The organism is Actinomycetospora flava (assembly GCF_037400335.1).
GTDB classification, from domain to species: Bacteria; Actinomycetota; Actinomycetes; order Mycobacteriales; family Pseudonocardiaceae; genus Actinomycetospora; species Actinomycetospora flava.
In genome coordinates, this window is the sequence record NZ_JBBEGM010000006.1 from 257578 (window position 1) to 281161 (window position 23584).

A 23584-nucleotide genomic window follows, 5' to 3' on the forward strand; every position below is an offset into this window, starting at 1 on the left:
AGGCCATCAGTTGAGGTGGGCGCGCCACTGGCGGGCGTGGCGGCGCAGGGCCTCGGCGTCGTCGGGGAGCACCTCGGCCCACTCCTCGAGCAGGTCGGCGGCCTCGCGGAACGCGGCGCGCCGGCCCCGGACCTCCGCCAGCTCGGCGACCTCGATCGCGCTGACCCCGGGCAGGCCCAGGCGCATGCGCAGCACCCAGCCGAGCTCGCCGAGGTCGCCGCGCGAGCGGTGGATGCCGCGCAGGTTGGTCAGCATGCGCACGAGGACGGCCTCGGCGCCGATGGGGGCGAGCAGGGCGTCGTCGAACGGCACGTCGGGCCCGAGCCCGGTCGACTCGCGGAAGCGCCGGATGCACTGCTCGCGGTCGAGCATCTCGCCGGTGAACGGGTCGAGGTGCTGCAGCGCGCCGTGCGGGTGCACGAGGAAGTGGCCGGGCATGCCGACCGGGTCGAGCCCGAGACCGGCGCGCCGCCCCACCTCGATGCACACCACCGCGAGGGTGATCGGGATGCCGGCGCGGCGGTCGAGGACCTGGGTCAGCGAGGAGTTGCGCGGGTCGTAGTAGTCCTCGCGGTCGCCGTGGAAGCCCTCCTCGACGTACAGGCGGCGCACGAGGTCGTCGAGGTCGTCCAGGCCGGTCGCGAGCCGGTCGAGCTCGGCCCGGGCGCCCTCGACGTCGGCGTCCGGGTCGGCCGCGCGGGCGATCTCCAGCGCGCCCTCGAGCAGGTCCGGCGGGCCGCTCCCGACCAGCGCGAGGAACCGGTTCACGGCGCCGTCGACGGCCGCGCGCCGGGCCCCGTCGTCGTCCACCCCGCGCATCCTGCCGTGCGTGGCGGCTCGGCGCTCAGGGGGAACGCGCTGCTCAGACCCCGCCGCGCACCGCGCCGGTCGCCCGGTCCCAGGTCAGCGCGCCGTGCTCGAAGGCCTGCTGCCGTCCGCCCGGCACGTCGCGTTCGGCCCCGATCGGGTAGCCCAGCGGCGAGCCCTCGGCGCCGGCCTCGCGCCAGTGCTCGGCGATCGCCCCGGTGACCGGCCACGCGCCCGTGCGCGGCGACCAGATCACGGTGCCGTGCTCGAAGGTCGTGATCCGCCCGGTGCCGTCGACGGTCGGCGACTCCACCCGGGTCGGCTCGCCGAGCGACGCGCGCTGCGCCGACCACGCCGTCCGGACGTCGCTCGCCGACTCGCTGATCAGCTGCTGCACCTTGTCGCGCAGCGGGTCCATCTGGGCGTAGCCCGCGTCCCCGGGGCACGACGTGTTGCCGACGTCGCGGTGGGCGAACAGCGCGGGCACCGTGGTCGTCTGGCCCTTCGGGAACCGGGACGTCCCCCCGCCCGCCGAGGTGAGCCGGACCTGCTCGCGCGGGTCGCGGTAGAGCCCGCCGAGCTTCCACGCCGCGAGCGCCGCGACGGAGTTCAGCGCGGCCGGCGTCGGGGCCTCGCCCATGTAGTTGCCCATCATCGCGATGCCCCACGTCTCGCGGTTGAACCCGCCCGCGTGCGCCGCCACGACGGCCTTGTCCATCCCGCCGGCCCGGCCCTCGAAGATCGTTCCGTACCGGTCGACGAGGGCGTTGTAGCCGATGTCGCCCCAGCCCTGCTTCTGCGTGTGGTACGCGAAGATCGCGCGGACGATCGCCGGCGACTCGGCCGGGCTGTAGTCGTTCGACTCGCTGGTGTGGTGGATCGTCACCGCGCGCACGGTCGGCGTGGTCTCCGCCGCCCAGGTCGCCTTGGACTCGTCGGCGCCCCACTGAGCCCGGGTGACGTACTTCGGCGCGGCGGGCCCGCGCGCGGAGCCGAGCGCCCCGATCGCCTGGTCGTTGCTGCCGACGCCCGGGTCGATGCGCACCACCTGCACCTCGTCGGTCACCGGCGCGCCGGCGCGCAGCGCGCGCACCTGGACGGCGTTGCGGTCACCCACCCAGATCGGGTCGGTGCCGCCGCCGGCCGCCGGTGCGGCGTCGGGCGCCGCGTCCTTCTCGCTGCCGGCCGGGTCCAGGCCCGTCCAGCGGCCCCACTGCCCGGCGGCGTCGGTGGAGCGCACCTCCACCGTGTCGGGGGCGGGGCCCGCCCAGGTGACGGCGACGAGGTGCAGCGGCCGCGCCTGACGGATCTCGCGCGCGCCCGTCGCGTCACGGGCGCCCGGCGTGAACGCGACCGACTCCACGCCCGACGGCACCGGCGCGGCGGGCGGCAGCCCGGCCGGCGGCATCACGGCGTGAGCGGGGTCGAGCTGGCGTGCGCCCATCGGCGCCGACATGTCCAGCGCGGGCACCGCGGGCACCCCGGGGTCGATCGGCGCGGGTTGCGCCACGGCGGGGGCGGGCAGCAGGAGCACCGCGGCCGTCGTCAGCGCGACGGTGCCCATCCGTGCCCGCGCCGCGCGACGCACACGCCCCCTCGGAGCCCCGGACCCGGCCATCACGCACACACCTCCCGCTCACTCGGCGGTATCCCCGTGATCCGCCGGGGCCCACCATGACCCCCACACGAGCACCATCCACCACACCACGCGCCAAAGACGCCCAGTCAGGTGACTTTGCGTGACATTTCGAGTGCGGTGAGTCAGACAGGTCAGAGGTGCGCCTGCGCGAACGTCGCCACGGTCCGCATCGCCATCGCGTCCGCACCCGCGCCGATCGGCCCGGCGACCACGGGGATGAGCTTGGTGACGTTGAGGGCGCCGCGGCGCGTGAAGCGCGAGGTGAGCCGGTAGCCGATCCGCGTGTCGAGCTGCTCGCGCACCTCGGGCGGCAGCCGGCGCAGGCCGTGGAGCAACGAGGCGTTGACGAGGTCGAGCCCGGTGCGCTCGGCGAGCTCGACGCCGTCGCCACCCAGCACGCAGACCAGCGACGCGGTGCGGATCACCGGGTCGGCGAGGTCGCGTCCGCGCAGGTGCGCCACGGCCGCCGACAGCCGCGTGCCGAGCAGGTACAGCCCGGTGGTGCCGGCCGGCGCGGTGACGACGAGCGTCGCGGCGCCCCCGAGGCTGGTCAGCAGGCCCGAGCTGGCCGCGAGCCGCACGTGGCTGCCGACGACGCGGCGCACGGCCGCCTCGACCTCGTCGTCCATCGCGGCCAGAGCGTCGCTTGCCACCGACGCCGCCCCCGCGAACGGCCCGATCCCGCCGACCGCGCGGCGCCACAGCTCGTCGACCAGGGTGTCGGGGAGGCCTGCCACGCCCCTCAGTGTCGCGCCTGCCTGATCACCCGGCGAGGTCGCACGCCGCGGTCAGCGTGCCGACCCAGGACTCGCCGCGATCGCGGTCGCGGGCCCGCTCGAGGCGGGCGCGCTGGACGTCCTCGCGCGCCCACGCGAGGACATGCGGGTCGATGCGCGCGCCGTAGAAGGCGTCGACGACGAGCTCGGCGAGGTGGTGGTCGGCGCTCGCGATCTCCTTGTACTCCCAGATCGCGATCAGCCGGTCCGGCGGCTCGCCCAGCGCGCCGATGCTGTCGAGCATCGCGACCGCCGTGGCGCCGCCCGGGTCGTCGGGGTGGGTGTCGAGCAGCGCGGTCCACACGGCGTCGACGACGTCGCGGACGGCGTCGCACTCGAGGTCGCTCCAGTCGGCCCAGTTCTCGGCGATGCGGGTCAGCACGGTGCGCAGGTCGACGCGGTCGTCGGTGAGTGCCCGGCGCAGCAGCCACGGTGTGAGCGCGCGCAGGTCGTCGGCGGTGCCGAGCGTGTTGCCGAGGGCGAGCGCGAGCGTGAGCGGGTCGGCGTCCGCCACCCGCACCTCGCCGTGACAGTGGGGGCAGCCGGCCAGCGTCTCCGGGGGCGGCGACGCCACGAAGGCGGCCTCCAGTCCCCACAGCGCGGCATCGACCCCCGCGTCGGTCTGCACGTCCATCGTGTAGATCGTCGGCATTCGCAACGCGACACGCTGGGCCGATAGGGCGAATATCCATCAGTTGTGTGACCGAGCGTCGCACTTCGTACCGCCGAGCGTGTCGGCACGACCACTCGTCCTGTCGTCGAGGGGCCGCACGCGAGGGCGCGACACGCCCTGGACGGGTGAGGACGCGGCTCCTCGATCACATCGGCGAGCGGAGGCAGGGGCCGTCCCACAGACTCGGGGTATGCGTTCGCGGCAGCAGGTCCCCGCTCCGGGTCCGGAGGTCAAGACCACGGGCGGCGTCGTCCGCGGGATCACCACCCACGGCGTGCACACCTGGCGCGGCATCCCCTACGCCGCGCCGCCGGTCGACGAGCTCCGGCTCCGCGCGCCGCACCCTGTCGTGCCGTGGGAGGGCGTCCGCGACGGGTCGCGGTACGGCCCGGTGCCGATCCAGGAGCGGGTCGGCGAGTTCCTCGGTGCCGGCAAGGACACGCCGATGGGCGAGGACTGCCTGACGCTCAACGTCACCGCGCCGACCACCGCGACCGACGAGCCCCGCCCGGTCATGGTGTGGTTCTACGGCGGCGCGTTCGTCGTCGGCGCGGGGTCGGCGCCGACCTACCGCGGCTACGAGCTCGCCCGCCGCGGCGACGTCGTCTACGTCAACGTCAACTACCGGCTCGGCGCGCTCGGCTATCTCGACTTCTCCGCGTACGCCACGCCGGAACGGCCGATCGAGAACAACCTCGGCCTGCGCGACCAGATCGCCGCCCTCGAGTGGGTGCGCGACAACATCGCGGCCTTCGGCGGCGACCCCGACCAGGTCACGATCTTCGGCGAGTCGGCCGGGGCGATCTCGGTGACGACGCTCATGGCGACGCCGGCCGCCCATGGGCTCTTCCACCGCGCGATCGCCGAGAGCTCGGCGCCCGGGATGGTGTTCGGACAGCGCCGGGCCCAGGCCTGGGCCGCCGGGTTCGTCACGGCGCTCGGGGCCGACGACGACCCGCTCACCGGTCTCGTGGAGGCGACACCCCAGCAACTGCTGGGCGCCGCGCAGGTGCTGCGGTCCCACCTCGGCGACCAGCCCGGCACCATCCCGACCGCGCCCGTCGTCGACGGCGACCTGCTGCCCGAGTCGCCGCTCGACGCCTTCGAGGGCGGCCGCGCCGCCGCCGTCCCGTTGATCATCGGCACCAACGACACCGAGGGCCGCCTGTTCGAGCTGCCGCGCCTGCGCCTCGACGTGCTCGTCAGCGAGGAACGGGCGCACAAGATGTTCGCGCTGACCCAGCCGGAGCTGCGCGACCAGGTGCTCGCCGCCTACGAGGGTCAGCCGTTCCGCAAGGATCTCGGCGGCGACTACATGTTCTGGTACCCCTCGGTGCGCGTCATGCAGGCCCACCGGGGACCGGTGTGGGCCTACCGCTACGACCTGACGACGCCGGTGCTGAACCTCATGGGCGTGCGCGCCACGCACGGGATGGAGCTCTACGCGGTCTTCGGGCTCGCGGGCTCGAACGCCGGTAAGTGGCTCACCGCGCTCGGCGGGCGCCGCGCGCTGTGGGCGATGCAGGAGCGGGTGCAGGCCGACTGGCTCGCCTTCGCCCGCGGGGGCGCCCCGGCGTCGTACTGGCCGGAGTACGACGCGACGACGCGGCTGACGAAGATCCTCGACCGCACCGACCGCATCGAGTCCGACCCCCGCCGCGAGCGCCGCCTCGCGTGGGAAGGGTTCCGCGGGTACGACTAGGCCGCCGACGAGGGCGCCTCCCCTTTGACGAGAACGTTGCGGATACCGAAGCATCTCCGTGAGAGCTCGCGGCCTCCCTCGAACCGCACCTGTCGTCCGGGGCGGGCTGGCACGCTCGCGGCGTGGCGGATCTCGTGGTGGCGGCCGGGGCGCTCCCGTCGTCCGCTGCCGACCTCCGCCGCCAGGTCGACGACCTCGGGCGGGCCGTCGACGAGGCCGACCGCGTCGTCACGACGGCGCGCGAGGCGTGGAGCGGCGGGGCGTCCGACACCTTCGCCACGGCGTGGGCGCGGTGGCGCGACGCGTCGGTGTCCGTCCGGGCGCGGCTCGCCTCCCTGCGCGAGCTGCTCGACACCACCGACACGAGCCACCGGATCGCGCAGACCGCGGCGGTCCGCGCATGGTCTCTTCCCGCCGGCACGACCGGGCCCGGTATCGCGCCGGACGCGCCGCCGTGGGTGACGCTCTCGACGCCCGAGATCGTGCGCGCGGCGCAGGTGTCCGCCGAGGTCCAGGACGCGGTCGCGCGGGCAGCCGGTCGCGGCACGCTGGAGGCGTCGGCGGGGTTCGCGGGTGACGACGCCGCCCTCGGGTCGTGGCGCGGCCGCTACGACGCACTCGCCGGGCACACCTGGTCGGTGCGCTGCGCGCGGTGCACGCTGCGAACGCCGGCCCCGTCTTCGACGCCGTCGACCGCTACTGGCGCGGCGTCCAGGGCCCCGGCTCCGGGACGGTGCTGGACCTCGCCACCCGCGTCCCGGGCGTCCTCGCGACGAGCACCGGAGGGCTCGCCGACATCGTGCGCGAGACGCAGCGCGAGATCGTCGACGCGATCAGCCACCACCCCATCGGCGACGACGAGGAGGAGACGTACTACCTGCTGCAGGGCGCGAAGATCGGCGCGAGCTTCCTCGGCGGCGTGGGCCGCATCGGCACCCGCTTGATCGACGCGGCCGAGACGGGTCTGCGCATCCACCTGGCGCGCGGACGGTACGAGGACCGCGTGGCGGAGCTGGCCGCCCAGCTCGACCAGCGGCTCATCGGCGGGCTCGTCGACGCGACGCGCGAGACCCGCACCGTCGAGTCGGTGGCGCCGCATTTCGCACCGCCGCCGACACTCGTCGGCGACCTCCCGATCCCGCCCTTGGTCTTCGACCGCCGCCAGCTCGAGGAGAAGTTTCGTGAGCACTACCGCGATTTCGGGCTGCCCGACACCAGCGCACCGAGCCGTCGCACCTTCCAGGAGGCCGTGACGGACATGGCGACCTCCGCGGACAATCTGCATCTCCGCGGCACCTATCGCGGCGTCTACCGAGTGATCTTCCACGTGGATCCGCAGACCGGCCTCATGGTGATGCAGCGCGAGGACGGCGCCTTCCTCAGCGCCTATCGTCTGAACGCTGCGCAACTACACAACGTCTTGGAGCGACAGCGGCTGTGAGCGACTACCTCCGGGCATCTCGAGGGGCGACCTCGGCCGACCTGCTCGCCATGAACGACGTGGTCCGCTACGGAGCCCGAGCCGACAGCGACATCCCGACGTTGAAGGACCGCTACGCCCGAGTCCGTCTCGCGAACGACGTGGACTGGCCTGCCCCCGTCTGGTACTTCCTCGACGAGCTCTTCTACGTGATGGAGGAGCACTCGATGGACACCCGACTCCGCGCCGAGCAGGGCGGGTTGGACGACGAAGGCCTGCGCGAAGCAATGGCGTCCCTGGGGCCGACGCTCGACGAGGCCCACGAGCGGATGCGAGCCGAGGAGGAGGGCCGTGATCCGGCCCCGGCCTCGGTGACCGCGAGCGCAAGGACTGCTGCGTCGGAGCTGTTGGAGACGGTGCACGCCTTCATCTCCGGCGCAATGGATACCCGCGAGTTCGCGAGCAAGTTCAGTCTCGGCCGAGCGGCAGCTCTGGATGAATTCCCGCCCCGTGTCCTCGCTTCGGTCGGGATCATCCATCGTGCTCTCGGCGTGTTGGTGCCCCCGGGGCAGCGCCCGCGCTTCTACGACCTTGACGAGGACGGGCTGCGAACCCGTGTTGCCGATGTCGAGCCGCGCTTCGCCGAGGCCGTCGCGGAGATGCAGCGCACGTCGTAGGAACTGGACGAACGGCGTCCGCATCCGGTTTGTGTCGACCGAGCCTGCTCGCGGAGCCACTCGGGCAGCTCGGCCTCACCGCGGCCGTTGAACGCTGACGAGAACGCTTCGATTTCCGAAGTGTTCTCGTCGAAGAGCGACGACCCTCAGCTCGACCGGGCCTTCCGCTTGCGCTGCGCCGCGTACAGCGTGATCGCCCCCGCGACCACCGCCACGACGACGAAGACGATCCCCAGCACGACGCTGTGCTCGACCAGGAAGAAGATCAGGGCGACGCCGATCGAGAGGATCGTCCCGATCGTGCCGATCCCGACGTTGAGCTTGAGCTCGCTCTGCTTCTCCGGGGTGTGGTCCGGCTCGGCGGCGGGGTTGCGGGCCCGGCGGGCGGCGGAGTCGTTGTCCTGGCTCATGAGCAGGGGCTACCCGACGACCGCCGCCGATCGAACCCCTACAACCAGCCGGGCAGCACGAGCAGCGCCCAGGCCAGCAACGGGCCCGCGACCACGACGATCCCGCTGTACACCAGCATCCGCCGATAGAACGCCTCGCGGTCGATGTCCTCCGGCGCGGACGCCAGCACCAGCGCGCCGTTGGTGGAGAACGGGCTGACGTCGACGACCGTGCTCGCCACGGCCAGCGCCGCGACCATCCCGATCGCGCTCACCGACCCCTGCTGCAGGAACGGCAGCGCCAGCGGGATCGCGACGCCGAGGATGCCCGCCGACGACGCGAACGCCGAGAGCACCCCGCCGAGGTAACAGAGCAGCAGCGCCGCGATCAGGGGCACGCCCAGCGCCACGATGCCGTTGCCGACGACGTCCACGGTGCCGGCCTCCTGCAGCACACCGACGTAGGTGATCACACCGCAGACCAGCAGCACCGTCGACCACGCGATGCCCTTCGCCGCCTCGCGGTGCCCGGCCGGGCAGAGGATCCCGAGCGTCACGGCGATCGCCAGGGACAGCACGCCGACGTCGAGGCCGAACGCGACCGTGCCGACCGCGAGCACGCCGATGCCGATCAGCGTCAGCACCTGCGGGCGGCCGACGACGACGGGCTCCTCGGCGTCCTCCTCGGAGTCGGTCTCGGACTCCTCCACCGGCGCCGCGTCGCCCCCCGCCGACGGCCGCCCCGCGCCCGTCGGCGCCGCGTGCGCGACCTTCACCCCCGCCAGCGACCGGCCCCCGAGCACCACGAAGATGACGGCGGCGATCACGACGTTGATCAGGAGCGGGGCGAGGAAGAGCGTCGTCGAGCTGAACGGGATGCCGGTCGGCACGACGACGCCGGCCACGAAGGTCCCGTAGACGCTGATCGGCGAGAACGCGCCCGCCAGCGACCCGTGGATCACCATCATGCCCATGAGCAGCATGTCCACGCCGTAGCGGCGGGCGAACGGCATCGCCAGCGGCGCCACGATCGCCACCGCGAACAGCGCGCCGATCGCCGAGAACACCGCGGACAGCGTGAAGAAGATCCAGGGCGCGGCGACGAGATGTCCGCGCACCAGCCGCATCGACCAGCGCACGAGCAGGTCGACGGTGCCGTTCTGGTGCGCGACGGCGAAGAGGTAGGTCAGCCCGACGAGGATGAGGAACAGGTCGCCCGGGAACTCGGCGAGGACGTCGTCGAGGCTCATGCCGACGAGCAGCACCCCGACACCTGCCGCCGCGACGAAGCCGAGCGCGCCGAGGTTCACCGGCAGCACCGTGGCGATGACGAACATCGCCACCAGCACCACGATCGAGACGATCACGGGCGTCATGCGCGCACCTCCCGACGGGCGGGCGGCCCTGCCCGCGCGGGGGACGATTCGCCCATACGGGTGGCGCTACGTCAAACCGGCGTGAACCTCACAGACGGCGCCGCAGCCCCGACGCGCGGCCGATCGGCCGGGCGATCGCGGCCCGGACCGCGTCCTCGCTGCCCACGAGCCGCACGCGGACCCGTGCGCGCGTCACCGCCGTGTAGAGCAGCTCGCGGGTCAACAGCGGCGAGTCCGCGGGCGGGAGAACCACCGAGACCCGCGCGAACTGGCTGCCCTGCGCCCGGTGAACGGTCATCGCGTACACGGTGGCGATCCCGTCCAGCAGGCTCGGCGCGATCTCGACCGGCGCGCCGCCCCGCGCGAAGGCCGCCCGCGGGCCGCGCGACGTCCCGATGACCACGCCGGTGTCGCCGTTGTAGATGCCGCGGTCGTGGTCGTTGGCGGTGACCAGCAGCGGGCGCCCCGGGTACCACTCCTCGTCGCGGTCGGCGACCGGCCCGGACTCGAGCAGCCAGCGCTCGACGTCCGCGGCCCAGCGGCTCACGCCGTACGGCCCGCGGCGGTGCGCGCACAGCAGGCGGTGCTCGTCGAGCCGCTCGAGCGCGAGCGCCGCGTCGCCGTCGAGCGCGGCGAGCTCGGTCTCGCCCGCGGTGCCGACGACGTCGGCGCGCAGCTCCTGCAGGCCGCCGGGATCGCGGGTGGTCAGGTCGCTGTCCTCGACGAACACGACGTCGTGCTCGCCCGCGCGCAGGGCCGCGACGGCCTCGTCGGCGTCGCCCGCGCGGATCGCCGCGGCGAGCCGGGCGATCGTGCCGTGGAACCGCCAGGTCCGGTCGAGCACGGTGACCCCGCCCCGCACGGGCGGCCCCGGTGCGCCGACGGCGTCGAGGGCCCGGTCGAGCTCCGGTTCGGGGCCGGCGGGGGCGGCGACGAGGTCGCCGAGCACCGCGCCGGCCTCGACCGACGCGAGCTGGTCCGGGTCGCCGACGAGCACGAGGCGCGCGTCGGGCCGGACCGCCTCGAGCAGCCGGGCCATGAGTGTCAGGGAGACCATCGAGGTCTCGTCGACCACGACGACGTCGAAGGGCAGGTGCCGGTGGCGGTCGTGGCGGAACCGCGACGAACCGTAGATCGGGCCGAGGAGCCGGTGGATCGTCGACGCCGAGAGCCCGGCGATGCGCGCCCGGTCGGCGTCGGGGAGGTCGACCTCGGCGAGCGCCTCCTGCATCCGGGCCGCCGCCTTGCCGGTGGGCGCGGCGAGCGCGATGCGCAGGGTCGGGTCCTGGTCGCGCAGGACCGCGAGCAGCGTGGCGACGGTGGTCGTCTTGCCGGTGCCCGGGCCGCCGGCGAGCACGCTCGTCCAGCGCAGGGTGCACACCGCGACCGCCCGGCGCTGGGCGTCGTCGGGGGCATCGGGCCTGGCCGGGAACAGCCGGTCGAGGGCGCCCCGGAGACGGTCGGCGTCGACGCCCGGCGGCGCGGCGACGGCCCGCTGCGCCAACGTGTCGCGGACCTGCTGCTCCTGGCGCCAGTAGCGGTCGAGGTAGAGCAGCCCGTCGACCAGGCGCAGCGGGCGCCCAGTGGCCCCCTGGTCGTCGCCGGCGGTCAGCGGGGAGGCCGCGCACGCCGCGGTCCACGGCTCCGGGTCGGGCCACGGCAGGTCGGAGGTGTCGACGACCTCGTCGCCCTCGGCCAGCACCGTCCGGTCGACCGCGGCGAGGTCGAGGCACACCGATCCCGCGCGCAGCGCCCGGACCACCAGCGCGGCGGCCAGCAGGACCTGCTCGTCGCCCTCGCCGCCGAGCCGCCCGAGGCGGCGCGCGACGTGGACGTCGGTGGCGGCCAGGACGCCGCGGGCGTTGAACGCCGCGAGCAGCCCGGTGGCGCGCGTCGCGAACCGGATGCCGTCCTCGGCGACCAGCTCGACCGTCATCGCGTCCCCCCGTCGAGCAGCGCCGACAGCTCCACGACCAGCGCCGGCGGCGGATTCCACGCGAACACCCCGCACGTCGTGCCGTCGACGACCGGGGTGTCGGCGCCGCACATGCCGCGCAGGAACAGGTACAGCACACCGCCGAGGTGGGCGTGCGGGTCGTAGCCGCGCAGCCGCCAGCGCAGGAAGCGGTGCAGCGCGACCGCGTAGAGGATCGCCTGCAGGGGGTAGTGCGCGGCGATCATCGCCGTGGCCATCGAGGTCGGCCCGTAGTGCGCGGCGGTCAGCGGGGCGCGGCCCGTCGGCCCGACCGGACCGAGCCAGTTGGTCTTGTAGTCGACGACCACGAAGCGGCCGTCGGGCCCGCGGAGCACGCCGTCGATGCTGCCGGTGAGGTAACCGCGCAGGACCTGCTCACCGAGCCCGTGGGCGCCGGGGTGGTCGAGGGCGTCGGGGTAGCCGGCGAGCGGGTCGTCGGCGGGCAGGTGCCGGCGCAGCAGCGCGGCCACCGCGGACAGCGTCACCGCGGCCGCGCCCGGGCGGGTCCGGTCGCCCCCGGCCAGGGGCAGCTCGAAGTCGAGCTCGGCGAGCCGGTCGCGCGGGGCCACGTCGGCGAGCGTCGCCGGACCGCCGGGCGGCAGCGGCGTGCGCATCACCGGGAGCAGCGCGTCGGCGAGGGTCGCGGCGTCAACCTCGGCGTGCGGGCGGTGGCCGAGCTCGGCGCCGGCGGCCTCGAGCAGCGCGCCGTGGAGGTCGCCGGACCCGGTGTCGACGGTCTCGAGCACCGAGTGCACGAGCGTGCCGAAGGCCGCGCCGACGGGGAGGTCCGCCATCGGCGAGGGCATCGCCTCGACGTCGTCGGCCGGGGGCGGCGGGGCAGGGGTGACGGGGTCCTCGGGGTCGGCCTCGTCGGCCAACTGGCGTTCTTCGGGCTCGCTGCCGACCGGGCCCGGGCCGTGCGCGCCCGCGGTGAGCGAGGAGTACGACGAGCGGCGCCAGGCCAGGTCGAGGGGGCGGTCGAACGGGGCGACGGCGAGCGCGTGGGCGCTGCCGGCCGCCGGGACGTACGGCACGGCCCGGCGGGACTCGACGCGCTCGACGGCGATGTCGTCGCCGGCCAGCGCCTCGAGGTGGGCGAGGACCCGCTCGTCCTCCCACACCGGGTAGGCGCGGTCCGGGCTGGTGCCGGGCGCGGGCCGGCCGACGAACAGGCGGTGGACCGCGGAGGGCTTGGTGTTCGTCGACGGCGCCCACCAGCACACGACCTGCCCCTGGGCGCGGGTCAGCGCGACGTAGAGCAGCCGCAGGTCCTCGCCGTCGTCCTCGTCGCGCGCGGCGGCGACGTGGTCGCGCCACGCGGGGTCGGTGTCGCCGCCGACGGCGCGGACCCGCTTGCCGGCCTCGTCGTGGTGGGTGACGACCGTCGGCTCGTCGGAGACCCACCGGTCCCACCCGAACGGCACGTACACCACGGGGTACTCGAGGCCCTTGCACTTGTGGATCGTGAGCACCTGGACCGCACTGGCGTCGGACTCGAGACGCCGGCTGCGCTCGGGCCGCAGCTCGCCCGTGCCCGCGGCCGCCTCGGCCATGCGCGCCCGCAGCCACTCGACGAGCGCGACGACGCCGAGCCGCGACTCCACGGCCGCGGCGTGCAGGACCTGGCCGATGTGGCGGACGTCGGTGATGCGCCGCTCGCCGTCGACGCGGGCGAGCACCCGCGCGGCGAGCCCCGTCTCGGCCGCCACCGCCTCGAGGAACGCCGCGACCCCGCGGTCGTGCAGCACCGCGCCCCAGCGCCGCAGCGAGGCGCCGACCTCGGGCAGCACCGCGTCGGCGTGCGCGTCGAGGTCGGCGGCCGCGTGGCCGAGGAACACCGTCAGTGCGGCCGCCCGTACCAGCGCCGGGCGCCCGGGCTGCTCGACGGCCTCGAGGAGCGTCAGCCACTCCTCGGCGCTCTCGGTGGTGAACACGCTGGTGGCGCCGGCGAGGACGGACGGGACGCCCGCCGCGGTGAGGGCCTCGCGCACGAGGTTCGCGTTGGCGTTGGTGCGCACCAGGACGGCGATGTCGCCAGGCCCGAGCGTCGGGTCGGCGCGCCCGGACTCCTCCCAGCGGGAGTCGGCGGCGACCAGTTCCGCGATGTCGGCGGCGAGGTCGGCGGCGACCTTCTCGCGCACGCCCCCGACGATCGGCAGGCTGCTCTTCCACGTGCTGCGCAGGCCCTCGCGGGGCAGCACGCGCAGCCGGAACGGCGCCGGTCGCGGGGCCCCGACGAGCCGCCGGCCGGGGTGCGCGGACGCCACCGGCGGCACGACGATCTTCTCGTCACCCAGCGCGGCGCGGTTGAAGATCGTGTCGAGCGCGCGGACCAGCGCCGCGTCGCTGCGCCAGTTCGTCGCGAGCCCCGACTTGGTGCCCGCCGACTCGACGGCCTGCAGGTAGCTGACGACGTCGGCGCCGCGGAAGGCGTAGATCGCCTGCTTGGGGTCGCCGATGAAGGTCAGCGCGCTGTGCCCGTGGAACGCGACGCGCAGGATCTCCCACTGGATCGGGTCGGTGTCCTGGAACTCGTCGACCAGCACCACCGAGAACCGGTCGCGCAGCCGCTGACACGCCGCCGGCCCGAGCCGGGGGTCGACGAGCGCGTTGCGCAGCCGGGTGAGCATGTCGTCGAACGTGAACAGCCGCCGCCGGCGCTTGCGCTTCTCGACCTCCGCGCGCACGGCGCGGGCGAACGACGCGCGCGCCCCGGCGGCACCCGGGATGTCGTGGTCGGGCGCGATCCCCGCCGACGGGTCGCCCACGACGGCCTGGCCGATCAGCAGCGCCGTCTTGCGGTCGAAGTCGGGCGCGGGCGCGCCGGGGATCGCGTACTTGCGCAGGTAGAAGTCGTCGACGACCTCCGTGACCACGTCGTCGATGCGCTCGACGAACGTGCCGTCGGGATCGGTGTCGCCGACGATGCCCAGGCCGGTGAGCATGTCCTGGCAGAACTGGTGGGTGGTCGCGATCGTCGCGGCGTCGAAGCCGGCGAGGGCGCTGGTGAGCCGGGCGCGGCGTGCGGCGACGACGTCGTCGTCCGCGTCGGCGAGCAGCCTCGTCACGGGGTCGTCGCCGGCCCGCGCCGCCTCCGGGTCGGCGAGGCCCCGCTCGGTGCGCACGAACCGCTCGCGGACGCGTTCGCGCAGCTCGCGCGTGGCCTCGCGCCCGAAGGTCACGAGCATGACCTGCGGCAGCGTCGCGTGGCCCTCGGCGACGTAGCGGGCCGCGAGCGCGGCGATCGTGTACGTCTTGCCGGTGCCGGCGCTGGCCTCGAGCACCGTGGTGCCGGTGGGCAGCGGCCCGCAGACGTCGAACGAGGTCGGCGCCTCGAGGGTCGCGGTCACCGCAGGTCCTCGGCGTCGCGCACCGGGGTCCACAGCCGCGTCGCGAGCCCCGCGAACCGGCTCGGGGCGTCGCCGTCGGCGGGGCCGACGAGGTCGTCGAGGGTGCGCCGGCGTCCCCACACCTGCACGTGTGCGGGGTCGTCCTGCTCGGCGCCGAAGCGGTCGGTCCACTTGTCGCGGGCGCGGTTCATGGCGGCGACGTCACCCTTCGTGGCGCGCGCCTGCGCGTAGGCCTCGGACGTCCTGCACATCAGCGGCAGCGGCTCGACCATCCCGTCGGCGTGCAGGGCGAGCAGGTCGGCGAGGACCTTCTGCGCGACCTCGGGCTCGAGCGGGCCGAGCGTGGAGATCGCCACCGGGTCCTTGCCGGCGCGCCCGACCGTGACCGCGCGCCAGGGTCGGTCGGGGTGCGCGGCGGTGAGCGCGAGCAGGCCGACCCACGCGCGCAGGCGCTGCTTCGGGCCCAGTCGCGAGAACGTCACCGTCACCAGCGTCGTGTCGTGCACCCCGCCGACCGACCCCACCAGCGCGTCGGTGGTGACGTCGACGTCGACCGCGGCGGTGTGCCGGAGCTCGGCGACGGCCCGGGCCAGCGGCTCCGCCTGGCTCCCGATGTCGCGGACGAGCTTGTCGCCGAGCGGTCCCGGCGGGAGCTCCCCGCGTCGCCGCTCGCCGGCCATGCACGCGGCGACGTCGCGCCCGGCGAGGCGGTCGCGCAGCAGGCGCTCGCCGATCGCCCAGCGCGCGAGGCCGTCGGGCTCGACCGGCACCGCCTCGACGACCTGCTCCTCCTCGCCGCGCGCGAACACCCCGAGGCGCTGGCGCAGGAACGCGCGCACCGGGTGCTCGACGAACCGGGCCAGGTCCTCGAGGTCGAGGGTCTCGCGCGGCCGTGCGGGCAGCGGGCCGGGCAGGAACGGGTCGGGGGCGGTGCGCTCTCTCCTCAGGGCCCGCGTGCCCGCCAGCGCCGCGCCGTCGAACGAGAACGGCGCGCGCGCGTCGAAGTCGTCGGCGTCGAACGGCTGGAGCGGGTTGCGCCGGGTGAGGTGGTCGCGGGCGCGGCGGTCGTCGTCGAAGTGGAAGCTCGCGTCGAGGGTGTCGAGCAGTTCGCCGATCGGCACCGCCGGCGGCCGGTCGGCGCCGGTGCGCTCGTCGGCGCCGGAGTGGACGACGACGAGGTGGTCGGTGGCGGCGACGATCGCGTCGAGCAGCAGCTGGCGGTCCTCGGCGGCGGGGTCGCGCTCGCCGACGCGGGGGTCGCGGGCGAGGACGTCGTCGCCGTCCGCGCGGGTCTCGCGGGGGAAGACCTGGTCGTCCATGCCGAGCAGGCACACGACGCGGTGAGGTACCGAGCGCATCGGCATCAGCGTCGCGACCGTGAGCGTGCCCGTGCGGAAGTTGGCGCGCGTGGGGCGGCCGGCGAGGCGGTCCGCGAGGACCGCGCGGACGTCGTGCAGCGTCATGTCGGGGTCGTGGGGAGCGCTCTCGAGCACGGCGGTGAGCTCGCCGCGGGCCTGCGCCAGCTGCCAGGCGTCGGCCGGGACCGTCGCGGTGAGCCCGTCGAGCCCGAGGCGCAGCGCGTCGACCCATGCCGTGAGGGGCTTCTCGCCGCGCAGGCCCTCGATCACCGCGCCGACCCGGTCGGCCAGCTCGCCGAGGCGCCCGACCCGCTCGACGTCGCCCGAGTCGACCTCGTCCAGCGGCAGCGCGTCGCCCAGCCAGTCGCCACCGTCGGCGGACATCGCCACGCCGACGAGCAACCGGTCGAGGCCCTGTGACCAGGTGTTGTCGGGGAAGCGGTCGAGGGAGAACGCCTTGCGATGGGGCGCGTCGAGTCCCCAGCGGACCCCGGAGCGCTCGGCGAGCTCACGCAGGCGAGGCAGGTCCTCGTCGTCGAAGCGGAAGCGGCGCCGCACCGGGTCGGACTCGGCGAGGTCGAGCAGCTGGGACGCCGTGACGCGCGCGTCGGCGAGGTCCAGCAGCGTCGCGAGCGTCCCGAAGAGCGGGTTGACCTCGCGCAGCGAGCGGTCGGCGAGCCGGACCCGCAGCCGGTGGCCGGGGTGCGCGGCCTCTTCGCCGTCGCTGGAGCCGAAGCAGGCGGTGACGAGCGGCGCGAACGTCTCGATGTCGGGGCACAGGACGATGACGTCGCGCGGTTCGAGCGTCGGGTCGGCGCGCAGCAGGCCGAGGATCGTCTCGCGCAGCACCTCGACCTGGCGGTCCGGCCCGTGGCAGCGGTGGATGCGGATGCTGCCGTCGTCGGTGGCGGGCTGGGCGGACGGGGCGCGGTCGTGGCGCAGGTCGTCCTGGAGGCGGGCGAGGAGCGTCGTCCCTGCGTCGGCGACCTCGTGGTGGTGGTCCGTGCTGTGGCTGCGGGAGAGACGGAGCTGCAGCTCGCGGACGTCGCGGCCGAGGCTCGCGAGCAGGGGGTGGGCGACGCTCTCCGCGCTCGTGTCGTCGGCGCGCCGGTCGCCGGTCCGTCCCTCGAGGTGCCCCCAGAGCGCCGGCGAGGGGTGCGGCAGCCAGAGGTGGACGTCGTGGTCGGCGGCGAGGGCGTCGAGGACGCTGAGCTCGGTGTCGGAGAGCCGGGTGGCGCCGAAGAGGGAGAGGCGTTCCGGGAAGCCCTGCGGTGGCGCGATGTGCGCGACGGTCTCCGCGGGGCTCGTCGCGTCGAGGCGGGCGCGCAGCCGGCGCCACAGCTCGGGCTGCCAGCGCAGGTCGTCCGGTGTGCCCGCGTCGTCGCCCGCCGCCCAGGCCCGGACCAGGGCGGGGCGGTGGTCGGCGTAGCGGGTGAACAGGCGCGCGAGGTGGCGCGCCGCCGCGAACCGTCGCCCACGCCGCGTGCCGGTGGTGTCGCCGACGACGCCCAGGAACGTGCCGAGCGGCGCGCACCAGGGTTCCTCGGCGCAGTCGTCAATGGTCTCGAGCAGCGGCCAGACGAGGCGTTCGGGGCGCCAGGGGTCGTCGTCGGGGATCGCGAGCACCCGCGCCACGACCTCGGCCGGCGAGGGGAAGACGACGTTGGCGCACACCCCGTCGTCGCCGCCCGTGACCCCCAGCCGGTGGGCCAGGCGCTGGGCGAGCCAGCGCTCGATCCCGCGGGTGGGTACGGCGACGAGCTCGGGCTCGAAGGGGTCGTCCAGCGGGTCGGCGAGCACGTCGGCCAGGGCCTCGACGAGCCGGTCGGCCCGCTCGGCCCGGTGCACGTGGAGCACGCCCGCACCTCCCCCTCTCCCGGTGTCGCCGACGCTAGACGAGGAGTCCGACGGCGCTGCCCGCCGGGGACCCGTGTCGCTCGCTTGACCTCGACCGCTCTTCAGCGTCGAGCCTCGGCGCCATGGATGTGGTGCGGGTGGAGAGATTCGGTGGACCCTCGGTCCTGGAGGCGGCGACCCTTCCGGACCTGGTGGCCGGTCCCGGCGAGGCGGTCGTCTCGGTGACCGCGCGGACGTGATGTTCCTGGACACGCTGCTGCGGTCGGGCTGGGGCGAGGGCTTCTTCCCCGTCCGCCCGCCGTACGTGCCGGGCAGCGGGGTGGTCGGTCGTTCCGGTGGTCGGCGGGTCGTCGCGGACACGAAGCAGGTCGTGGACGGCGCCGAGGTCCCGGTCGGCGGTTATGCCTCGCAGGCGGTGGTCCCGTCCTCGGAGCTGATCGAGGTGCCTCCCGAGCTGACCGACCAGCAGGCGGTGGCTCTGCTGCACGACGGGCCGACGCTGCAGTCGCTGCTGTCGTACGTGTCCGGACGGCGCGTGCTCGTCGCCGCGGCGGCCGGCGGTGCCGGGGTGCTGCTGGTGCAGTCGCTCGCGGCGCGTGGCCTGGAGGTCGTGGCGGCGGCCCGGGGGTCGGCGAAGACCGTGCTGCTGGGTTCGCTCGGGGCTTCCCAGGTCGTGGACTACGGGTCGCCGTCGTGGACCTCGGAGGTGGCGCCGGTCGACGTGGTGTTCGACGGCGCGGGCGGCGCGCTGGGGCGGGCGGCGTTCTCACTGGTCGCCGACGGCGGGCGGTTCGTGTCGTACGGGACGGCGGGCGGGGAGTTCGCTGCTCCCGACCCCGCGGTCGCCGCCCGTCGCGGCATCTCCGTGGTCGGCCTGACCGACATGCCGCGCCCCGACCGCGCGCAACGACGCGCGTGGGTGGAGCAGACGCTCGCCGAGGCAGCCGCCGGGCGGTACGCGCCGGTGATCGGTCAGACGTTCCCTCTCTCCCGAGCGGCGGACGCGCACGCCGCGATCGCGGCACGGGAAACGGTCGGGAAGACGCTGCTGGTGCCGTGAGCGGGGGATCGTTGCTCGGCTCGCCCCCTCAGCCTCGTGGCGGAGCAAGATCTGGGTTCGTGGAGCGAATGTCTCGCGTGGCGGAGCGTTCGCTCCACGAATCCGGATCTTGTCACCGGAACCGTGCTGTCGGGGGATCGGTACCGATGGTCGCGACCCGTGTCCTGGGGACACGGGTCGGGGGAGCTACTTGCCGGGGAGCGGGGGAAGCGCGGCGACGATCCGCTCGGCGACCTGCTGCGCGCGCCCGCAGGGGTCGTCGGGCTGCCCTTGCCCGTACTCGTTCTGATCGACGACGAACCCCTGGTCCTGCGCCGTGCCCACCGTGATCGTGCAGGAGATCGAGTCCTCGGAGCTCTGCTCGACCGTTGCCGGGAGACCGCCGACGGTCGTTGGTCGGAAGAGCGCGAACTGCCGAGTCCGGTAGGTGTCGACGAGGACGTCGCGAGCCGGGATGACGATGAAAGAAACGTCGCGCTCGCGATTCGGTCCCCCGCGGTCGCAGAGTCGCTCGCCGGTCATCAGCGTCTTGACGCTCCCCGACCGGGTCAGGCCCAGAGACTCCCAGTCCGAGGCCGTCAGCGGACCTGCACACGGGTCTGCTCCGTAGCTCCTCACGTCCCGAGGAGCCACGGCGACCGGAGCCCCGAACCTGACATCAGGAGGCGGCTCGGCTGGCGGCTGCGAGGTGGCGCACGCGCCGAGACAGAACAGGATCGCGAGGTAGACGGCCGGACGGATCACGAGCGTGGCCGATACCGCGCCACCACGTCAGCGTCGCTCCGGCTGTAGGCGTCGAAACCGAACCGCAGCTGCTCGATCAGGCGGGATACCTCGGCAATCCCCTCGTCGAGGGCATTCATCAGCGATCCCGGGCCGTCGGTCGCCTTCCGACCAAGAACCGCCACGGCGTCGAGAGTGACCAGGTCACTCGTGGGTGGTGTGGCCTGCGCCAAGGACCGGGCTTCTGCCTTGATGTCCCGGAGCTCGGCGAGGGCCTGCTCCAACTCCCGGATCGCATCGGGCGCGCGGGAGATGTCGACCTCGAAGTACCCGCCGCCGACCGGGACCGGTTGGGTCACGACGTCACCACCTCCCCCACTCCTCGGCTCACGCTAGCGACGAGCCACGCCTGGCGGGTGCGGATCGGCGAAGATCGCGTACGGCACCGCGGGAGCGCGTCCCGGAGACGACCGGCCCTCACCTCTCCGCGTCGTGCACCAGCAGCGCGATCTGCGTGCGGTTCTCCAGGTCCAGCTTCGCGAGCACGTGCGACACGTGCGCTTTCACCGTCGACAGGCTCATGTACGCCTCGGACGCGATCTCGGCGTTCGAGCGCCCGCGGGCGATGGCGACCGCGACGTCGTACTCGCGCTCGCTCAGCGTCCGCAGCGCCGCCCGAGCCTCCTCGCGCGAGCCCGCCTCGGCGCCGGCCTGGTCCATGAGCCGCCGGGTCACGGACGGAGACAACATCGGGTCGCCCGCCGCCACCCGGTGCACGGCCTCGACGATCTGCGCGGGCGGGGTGTCCTTGAGCAGGAAGCCGCTGGCCCCGGCACGCAGGGCGTGCAGGACGTTCTCGTCGCTGTCGAAGGTCGTCAGCACCACGACCTCGGGCGGGTCGGGGCGCTCGCGCACCCGCTTCGTCGCCGCGAGCCCGCCGACACGGGCCATCCGCAGGTCCATCAGCACCACGTGCGGGGCGTGGGCGTCGACGAGGGCCGGCACCTCGTCGCCGTCGGTGGCCTCGCCGGCGACCCGGATGCCGTCGGCGCCGTCGAGCATCATCGTCAGCGCGCCGCGGACCAGGGCGTCGTCGTCCACGACGAGGACGCGGATCTCGCGGTCCACCGGGCTCACGCCGGCCACGGTAGTTCCGCAGACAGACGGAACTGACCGTCGCCCGTCACGCCGTGCTCGAGGCGGCCGCCGACGGACGCGGCGCGCTCGGCAAGGCCCACGAGCCCGGTGCCACTCGCATCCGACGCCACGGGGCCGATGGGCATCGGGTTGCACACCTCGACCCGCAGCCCCTCGCCCGCCGCCCCCGCCACGACCACCCGCACCGGCGTCCCGTCGGCGTGCCGGCGCGCGTTGGTCAGCCCCTCCTGGACGACCCGGTAGGCGGTGCGCCCGAGCGTCTCGGGCACCTCGCCGTCCACGGCCGACGACAGGGTCACCGTCACCCCCGCCTGGCGCGACTCCTCGACCAGCGCCGGGAGGTCGGCGGCCGTCGGCTGCGGTGGCCCGTCGCCGGAGACGAGGTCGTCCGCCCGCAGCACCCCGATCACCTCCCGCAGCTCCTCCAGCGCCTGGTGCGCCCCGGCCCGCACGACGCCGGCCGCTCGCGCGATCTGCTCGGCGGGCGCATCGGGCCGGTACTCCAGGGCGCCGGCCGACGCCGCGACCAGCGAGAGCCGGTGACCGAGCACGTCGTGCATCTCGCGGGCGATCGCCGCGCGCTCCTGCCGGCGAGCCGCCGCGATCCGCTCGGCCTGCTCCTCCTCCGCGCGCCGCCGCTCCTCGACCCGGGCCGCCTCCCGCAGCCGCACCAGGGCACCCCAGGCGATCAGGGCGGCATGGGTGACGACGTCGATCACCAGCAGCCAGCCGTAGGGCAGCCCGGGGATCGGGCGGACGACGCCCTGGATCGCGTGGGCGATCACCCCGACCGCGCCGACCCACATCGCTGTCGCCAGCGGCCGGACCGTCGCCACCCGCAGCACACCGATCGTCGCGGCCGGGGTGGCCGCCGGCGAGAACGCGGCGAGCACCGCCATCGCGAGCGCCCCCGTCACGGGGCGTCGCAGCAGGAGCGGCACCAGGGCGGCGGCGGCGAGCGTGGCACCGACGTCGACGACCGTGGCGAGGGTCGACGCACGCGTGTCCGTCCGGCTGACCAGGGTCAGGGCGCCGAGGACCAGCACGGCCGCACCGGTGATCCACCCGGCGCGCCGCAGCTCACGCCGGTCGGAGGGACAGGTCGCTTCCACGGAGCAGGACACTAGGTCGGCGGTAGGACCGGCACATCCGACGGAAGTCCGCGCCGGCCCCGACCTCCGGCCATCAGCTCCGTCCCCGCGCACGACGCGATGGCACGCCACCGGAGGCGACGCTCCCGACCATGAGGCCCGCCGTCACCACCGTCCTGCTCGACATCGCCGGCCCGCTGATCGTCTACTACGTCCTGCACGCCCTCGGCGTCGACGACCTCGTCGCGCTGACCGCGAGCGCCCTCCCGCCGCTGGTGCACCTCGTCGTGACCGGCGTCCGCGACCGGCGCCTGCCCCCGATCGCCGTCCTCGCCCTCATCGCGCTGGTGGCCGGGCTCGCGTCGGCCCTGGTCGCGGGCAGCCCACGGGAGCTGCTCGCCCGCGACGCGTGGATCAGCGCGCCGCTCGGGCTCTGGATGCTGATCACGCTCAGAGGACGCCCGTTCTGCTTCACCGTCACGCAGACGCTGCTCCCGCACCGGGCGGAGCTCATGGAGAACCTGTGGATCACGGACGCCCCGTTCCGCCGCGTCTGGCGGACGATCACCGCGGCATGGGGCGCGGTCGGGCTCGCCGACAGCGCCCTGCGCGTGGTGATGGCCTCCACGCTCCCGGTGCCCGTGGTCCCGGCGCTCGGCACGGCGCTGGGCGTCGTGAGCATCGTCCTGCTGCAGATACCGACCCACGTCCTGCTGCGCCGCGCCGGCTACTGGTCGGTCATGTTCCCGCCGACCGCGACGCGTTGGCGTGGACCGCGTCGTGCACGTACTGCGCCAGCCCCGTCGCCTGGTCCTCGTAGGTCTTCGTGAACCTCTCGTCGGCGACGTAGTTGACGGAGATGCAGGCGTGCAGCTCGGGCGAGCAGTCGTAGAACCACTGCGTGATGTGCTGACGGTGGGCCTCCGCGACGTCCATGGCGCGCTCGCCGTCGGCCGGCTCGCCGGCCTGGAGCGCGGCGGCGAACCGGGCGTTGACGTCGTCCATCTCCGCCTTGATCGCCTGCCAGTCCGCCTTGGTGTACTGCGCCGTGCGCTGCTGGGACTGGCGCCACGCCTCGGTGTCGCCCCAGCGCTCCTGGGCCTCCTGCTGGTACTCCTCCTTGAAGCCCTCACCGAACAGCTCCCGCTGCTCGTCGGGCGTGAGCTGGATTCCGGACACTTCTGCCTCCAGGGCTCGGTCGATGGCCGTGACGAGCTCGGCGAGCTCGTCCAGCCGGGACATGACCTCGGCCCGCTGCCGGCGCAGGTGGGCGGCGACGTCGGCGTCGGGGGCGTCGAGGAGGACGGCGACCTCCTCGAGCGAGAACCCGAGCCGCCGGTAGACGACCACGTGCTGCAGGCGCACCAGATCGTCCCGGGTGTACAGCCGGTACCCCGCCGCACTGCGACGGCTCGGGCGCAGCAGCCCGATCTCGTCGTAGTGGTGCAGGGTCCGGACCGTCAGCCCGGAACGCTCGGCCGCCTGGCCCACCGTCCACTGGGTCGTCCCCGCCGCCGTCTCGGTCATGGGAACCACCCTCGGCCCTTCCGTCG

At 74.6% G+C, this 23584-nt stretch carries 19 protein-coding genes and 1 pseudogene; 6 read left to right on the forward strand and 14 right to left on the reverse strand.

The genetic code is table 11. The features are described 5' to 3' along the window. Window positions 1-6: 6 nt before the first annotated feature. From WCD58_RS16455 to WCD58_RS16470, 4 genes are all read right to left on the reverse strand, one after another. On the reverse strand, window positions 7-810 hold the full coding sequence (locus WCD58_RS16455; protein ID WP_337704135.1) for a SirB1 family protein: 804 nt from the start codon (window positions 808-810) through the stop codon (window positions 7-9). A 52-nt stretch (window positions 811-862) separates the two neighbouring features. Then, entirely contained in the window at window positions 863-2371 is a 1509-nt protein-coding gene (locus tag WCD58_RS16460) for an N-acetylmuramoyl-L-alanine amidase (RefSeq protein ID WP_337704136.1), read from the reverse strand. A 206-nt stretch (window positions 2372-2577) separates the two neighbouring features. Further along, on the reverse strand, window positions 2578-3183 hold the full coding sequence (locus WCD58_RS16465) for a hypothetical protein (protein ID WP_337704137.1): 606 nt from the start codon (window positions 3181-3183) through the stop codon (window positions 2578-2580). Window positions 3184-3208: 25 nt separating this feature from the next. Continuing rightward, complete coding sequence (locus tag WCD58_RS16470) at window positions 3209-3856, reverse strand: hypothetical protein (protein WP_337704138.1); 648 nt, start codon at window positions 3854-3856, stop codon at window positions 3209-3211. A gap of 229 nt (window positions 3857-4085) precedes the next feature. Between WCD58_RS16470 and WCD58_RS16475 the strand changes: the two genes are divergently transcribed. The 4 genes and pseudogenes from WCD58_RS16475 to WCD58_RS16485 all read left to right on the forward strand — a co-directional run bounded on the left by WCD58_RS16475 (window position 4086) and on the right by WCD58_RS16485 (window position 7694). Next, entirely contained in the window at window positions 4086-5597 is a 1512-nt protein-coding gene (locus WCD58_RS16475; RefSeq protein WP_337704139.1) for a carboxylesterase/lipase family protein, read from the forward strand. A 137-nt stretch (window positions 5598-5734) separates the two neighbouring features. Continuing rightward, window positions 5735-5950, forward strand: a pseudogene (locus tag WCD58_RS33675) (WXG100 family type VII secretion target); the annotation flags it as partial. A 380-nt stretch (window positions 5951-6330) separates the two neighbouring features. Then, entirely contained in the window at window positions 6331-7038 is a 708-nt protein-coding gene (locus tag WCD58_RS16480) for a colicin D domain-containing protein (protein ID WP_337704140.1), read from the forward strand. Next, a complete protein-coding gene (locus tag WCD58_RS16485) occupies window positions 7035-7694 on the forward strand; it encodes a hypothetical protein (RefSeq protein WP_337704141.1) in 660 nt (219 codons plus the stop codon). Before WCD58_RS16480 ends, WCD58_RS16485 begins: the two co-directional genes overlap by 4 nt. A gap of 146 nt (window positions 7695-7840) precedes the next feature. Here the strand turns inward: WCD58_RS16485 and WCD58_RS16490 are convergent, their stop codons facing one another. The 5 genes from WCD58_RS16490 to recC all read right to left on the reverse strand — a co-directional run bounded on the left by WCD58_RS16490 (window position 7841) and on the right by recC (window position 17999). Next, a complete protein-coding gene (locus WCD58_RS16490; RefSeq protein WP_337704142.1) occupies window positions 7841-8104 on the reverse strand; it encodes a hypothetical protein in 264 nt (87 codons plus the stop codon). Window positions 8105-8142: 38 nt separating this feature from the next. Then, a complete protein-coding gene (locus WCD58_RS16495) occupies window positions 8143-9459 on the reverse strand; it encodes an SLC13 family permease (RefSeq protein WP_337704143.1) in 1317 nt (438 codons plus the stop codon). Window positions 9460-9547: 88 nt separating this feature from the next. Then, window positions 9548-11395 carry an exodeoxyribonuclease V subunit alpha gene (gene recD, locus WCD58_RS16500; protein WP_337704144.1) on the reverse strand — a complete coding sequence of 616 codons (1848 nt, stop codon included), beginning with the start codon at window positions 11393-11395 and terminating at the stop codon, window positions 9548-9550. Further along, entirely contained in the window at window positions 11392-14784 is a 3393-nt protein-coding gene (locus WCD58_RS16505) for a UvrD-helicase domain-containing protein (RefSeq protein ID WP_337704145.1), read from the reverse strand. Before WCD58_RS16505 ends, recD begins: the two co-directional genes overlap by 4 nt. Next, a complete protein-coding gene (gene recC, locus WCD58_RS16510; RefSeq protein ID WP_337704146.1) occupies window positions 14781-17999 on the reverse strand; it encodes an exodeoxyribonuclease V subunit gamma in 3219 nt (1072 codons plus the stop codon). The genes WCD58_RS16505 and recC overlap by 4 nt, the downstream gene beginning before the upstream one ends. 238 nt (window positions 18000-18237) lie before the next feature. Between recC and WCD58_RS16515 the strand changes: the two genes are divergently transcribed. Beyond that, window positions 18238-19059, forward strand: coding sequence for a zinc-binding dehydrogenase (locus WCD58_RS16515; RefSeq protein ID WP_337704264.1), 822 nt, complete (start codon window positions 18238-18240; stop codon window positions 19057-19059). 186 nt (window positions 19060-19245) lie between these two features. On the opposite strand, the gene WCD58_RS16520 is transcribed toward WCD58_RS16515, so the two are convergent. The 4 genes from WCD58_RS16520 to WCD58_RS16535 all read right to left on the reverse strand — a co-directional run bounded on the left by WCD58_RS16520 (window position 19246) and on the right by WCD58_RS16535 (window position 22052). Then, a complete protein-coding gene (locus WCD58_RS16520) occupies window positions 19246-19803 on the reverse strand; it encodes a DUF3558 domain-containing protein (RefSeq protein ID WP_337704147.1) in 558 nt (185 codons plus the stop codon). After that, entirely contained in the window at window positions 19800-20141 is a 342-nt protein-coding gene (locus WCD58_RS16525; protein WP_337704148.1) for a hypothetical protein, read from the reverse strand. The genes WCD58_RS16520 and WCD58_RS16525 overlap by 4 nt, the downstream gene beginning before the upstream one ends. A gap of 118 nt (window positions 20142-20259) precedes the next feature. Then, window positions 20260-20928 (reverse strand): response regulator, encoded by a 669-nt coding sequence (locus tag WCD58_RS16530; protein ID WP_373696232.1) that lies wholly within the window; start codon window positions 20926-20928, stop codon window positions 20260-20262. Then, window positions 20916-22052: a sensor histidine kinase gene (locus WCD58_RS16535; protein WP_337704149.1), complete on the reverse strand. Its 1137-nt coding sequence runs from the start codon at window positions 22050-22052 to the stop codon at window positions 20916-20918. Before WCD58_RS16535 ends, WCD58_RS16530 begins: the two co-directional genes overlap by 13 nt. Before the next feature lie 131 nt (window positions 22053-22183). Between WCD58_RS16535 and WCD58_RS16540 the strand changes: the two genes are divergently transcribed. Then, window positions 22184-22861 (forward strand): VC0807 family protein, encoded by a 678-nt coding sequence (locus tag WCD58_RS16540; RefSeq protein ID WP_337704150.1) that lies wholly within the window; start codon window positions 22184-22186, stop codon window positions 22859-22861. Here WCD58_RS16540 and WCD58_RS16545 read toward each other — a convergent pair. Continuing rightward, window positions 22770-23558 carry a MerR family transcriptional regulator gene (locus WCD58_RS16545; RefSeq protein WP_337704151.1) on the reverse strand — a complete coding sequence of 263 codons (789 nt, stop codon included), beginning with the start codon at window positions 23556-23558 and terminating at the stop codon, window positions 22770-22772. The genes WCD58_RS16540 and WCD58_RS16545 overlap by 92 nt on opposite strands. Window positions 23559-23584 lie beyond the last annotated feature (26 nt).